Genomic DNA, 3,226 nt, shown 5'->3' with positions numbered 1-3,226 from the left:
GATGGCGTCCGCTCGCCTGACGCTGACCAGCAACAACACCGGCGGGTTCAACATCCAGACCACGGGCAACGGCAAGGGCAAGGGCGGCACCTGCTCGGGTGACTCCGGCGGGCCGGTGTTCCACGGCGGCTACACGTCGAACACGATCGTGGCCGTGACGTCGTTCGGTCTGAACTCGTACTGCCGCGGCACCGACTTCGGGTACCGCGTCGACACCCAGGCGGCCCAGGACTGGATCCGGTCCGTCATCGGCGACGAGGAGTTCGCGCAGATCGACATCGTCGCGATCTGAGCAGCTCGACCCCGACCCTCCCTCGGAACCTGCACGGTCCCGAGGGAGGGTCGTGCCGTTCCGCCCTGGGACCTTGGACCCCCACAGGCTCCGAGATCACCCGCTGGCGACCGTGGTGATCGGGTGAGGGGCCCCTGGTGGTGCGGGTCACGGGGGTCCGCAGGAGGAGAGTGGAACTGGCCACAAGCCGCTCTACCTGCCATGAGTGCTCAACGAGGAGACCCTTCATGCACCCGGACCTTGCCATCGCCATGTACCGCCACGAGGAGCACCAGCTCGAGGTCCGCCTCGAGCAGCGCCGGTCGCACCTCGAGAAGGCGGGCCCGGGTATCCGCCGTCGGCTCCGGCCGCACCGGCACCCGCTGCGCGCACGCCGATAGCTCGGACCCCAGCGCTAAACGCTTAGGCGGGGTTGTCGTCACGGAAAACGCTCTCCTACTGTCGTGAAACCGGTCTCTCGCAGCCCGGGGAAGCTCCCACGACGAAGTGAGGCAACGATGAGACGACCACTCGCACCCCGGCTCCTGGCAGCGGGGACCACGGTGGCGCTGGCGACGGCGATCGGCGTGACGGCCCTGACGGTCTCGGCTGCGCAGGCGGCGACGGGCCCGGCAACCGGCTTCGCGTCCGTCAACGGCGGCACCACCGGAGGTGCGGGCGGGCAGACGGTCACCGCGAGCACCGGCACCGCGATCCACGCGGCCTTGTGCAACCGCGCGAGCAGCAGCACACCGATCACGATCCAGGTGCAGGGCACCATCAACCACGCCAACACGGCCAAGGTGTCCGGCGAGAGCTGCAGCACCGCGGCCGGCGTGATCGAGCTCAAGCAGATCAGCAACGTGACGATCGTCGGTGTGGGCAGCGGGGCCGTGTTCGACCAGCTGGGCATCCACATCCGCGAGTCCAGCAACATCATCATCCAGAACGTGACGGTCAGGAACGTCAAGAAGTCGGGCTCGCCCACGTCGAACGGCGGCGACGCCATCGGCATGGAGAGCGGCGTGCACAACGTCTGGGTCGACCACGCCACGCTCGAGGCGTCCGGCGGGGAGTCGGAGGGCTACGACGGCCTCTTCGACATGAAGGCGAGCACGACGTACGTGACCCTCTCCTACAGCATCCTGCGCAACTCTGGCCGCGGGGGCCTGGTCGGCTCCAGCGACAGCGACCTCCAGAACGGCCCCGTCACGTTCCACCACAACCTGTACGAGAACATCGACTCCCGCGCCCCGCTGCTGCGCGGCGCCACGGCCCACATCTACAACAACTACTACGCGGGCCTCAACGAGTCCGGGATCAACTCCCGCGCCGGAGGCAAGGCCAAGGTCGAGAACAACTACTTCGAGGACTCGAAGGACGTGCTCGGCACCTTCTACACGGACCTGCCGGGCAGCTGGCAGGTGGCCGGGAACATCTTCGACAACGTGACCTGGAGCGCCAAGGGCACCGACAACAACCCGGCCGGACCCAACCCGACGTCCACCACGACGGTGAGCATCCCGTACGGCTACACGCTCGACGGGGCCGCCTGCGTGCCGGCGATCGTGCGCCAGACGGCAGGCGCCGGCACAGGCCTGAAGGTCTCGAACGGCTCGTGCACCCCTACGACGCCGACGCCCACCCCGACGACGCCGACCCCGACGCCGACGACCACGACCCCCGCCCCGACGCCCTCCCCGACGTCGACGACGCCCACCGGCACCAACCTCAGCATCGGCGCGGGCGCTGACGGCTCGAGCAAGGCCAGCGGCACCAGCTACGGCAACGTCATCGACGGGTCCACGAGCACGTACTGGTCGCCGTCCGGATCGACGGGCAGCATCTCCGTCAAGTGGGGATCGGCGAAGACGGTGTCGACCATCGCGATCCGTGAGGCCTCCGGGGCCACCGGCCGGATCGGGAACTGGCGCGTGCTCAACGGCGACACGCCCCCCCCCCCCCCCCCCCCCCCCCCCCCCCCCCCCGCGACTCTGTCACGTCGGCCCTCCGACCCGGCATCCTGTGCTCATGCAGGTCACGGTCGTCGGCGCAGGGATCGGTGGGCTCGCGGTCGCGGTGGGGCTGCACCGCCGAGGGCATGACGTCACGGTGCTGGAGCGCAGCCCGGACCTGACCGCGCCCGGCGCCGGGATCTCGCTGTTCGCCAACGGGCTCGCCGCCCTTCGGGTGCTCGGACTGGCCGACGACGTCCGCGCGGTCTCCGCTCCGTACGACTCCACGCTGCGGACGGGCCAGCGGCAGCCGTCGGGACGGTGGCTGGTCGAGGTCCCCCCGAGCTCCACGCAGGACCTCGCGGTCGTGCACCGGCAGGACCTGCAGCGCATGCTGCTGGACGCGCTGCCCGAGGGCGTGGTGCGCACGGGCATGACGGTGGCCGGCGTCGAGCACGCGCGCGGGGTCGTCATTGATTCCTCTGGAGGTCGCGCGGCCGCGGACCTCGTGGTCGGTGCAGACGGGCTCCGCAGCGCGGTCCGGAGCACGTTCGCCCACGGAGCGTCCCCCCGGTACGTCGGCTACACCGCGTGGCGGGGAGTCACCGAGGGTGCGGTCGACCTGCTCGGCTCCGCGGGCGAGACGTGGGGCCGCGGCGAGCGGTTCGGGTACGTGCCACTGCGGGACGGACGCGTGTACTGGTTCGCCGTCGCGAGCGTCCCGCCGGGCACCCGGTCCGCCGACGAGGTCGCCGAGGTCCGTCGCCGCTTCGACCACTGGCACGACCCGATCCCCGCGCTCGTCGCCGGCACCGACCCGGCCGCGGTGCTGCGGCACGACATCCACGACCTCGACCGGCGGCTCCCGTCGTTCGTGCAGGGTCGGGTGGCCCTGCTCGGGGACGCCGCCCACGCGATGACCCCCGACGTCGGGCAGGGCGGCGGGCAGGCGCTCGAGGACGCGGCGACCCTCGCGGTCCTGTGCGACGGCGACCTGCGC

4 protein-coding genes are annotated in these 3,226 nt (G+C 71.1%); all 4 read left to right on the top strand.

Features of this window, described 5'->3' with window-relative positions; genetic code table 11:
- Positions 1-292, top strand: a 292-nt coding sequence (locus AC1DUQ_RS20825; RefSeq protein ID WP_477074527.1) for a trypsin-like serine protease, incomplete at its 5' end; no start/stop codon positions are given.
- A 227-nt stretch (positions 293-519) separates the two neighbouring features.
- Positions 520-672, top strand: a complete 153-nt coding sequence (locus AC1DUQ_RS20820; protein ID WP_477059615.1) for a hypothetical protein — start codon at positions 520-522, stop codon at positions 670-672.
- Positions 673-789: 117 nt separating this feature from the next.
- Complete coding sequence (locus AC1DUQ_RS20815) at positions 790-2,376, top strand: pectate lyase family protein (RefSeq protein ID WP_477074526.1); 1,587 nt, start codon at positions 790-792, stop codon at positions 2,374-2,376.
- Positions 2,303-3,226 (top strand): FAD-dependent oxidoreductase (locus tag AC1DUQ_RS20810; protein ID WP_477074525.1); only part of this gene is annotated, 924 nt, incomplete at its 3' end. The genes AC1DUQ_RS20815 and AC1DUQ_RS20810, both read left to right, overlap by 74 nt.

It is taken from the genome of Cellulomonas sp. P4_B5_2, assembly GCF_056402235.1.
The sequence above is the reverse complement of the archived record's forward strand: the minus strand, read 5'-3'. Positions and strand labels throughout refer to the sequence as shown.

What these genes read in the sequence shown, in the direction of transcription:
- AC1DUQ_RS20815 (WP_477074526.1), top strand. Translation starts at nt 790, where the DNA reads ATGAGACGACCACTCGCACCCCGGCTCCTGGCAGCGGGGACCACGGTG.
- AC1DUQ_RS20820 (WP_477059615.1), top strand. Translation starts at nt 520, where the DNA reads ATGCACCCGGACCTTGCCATCGCCATGTACCGCCACGAGGAGCACCAG.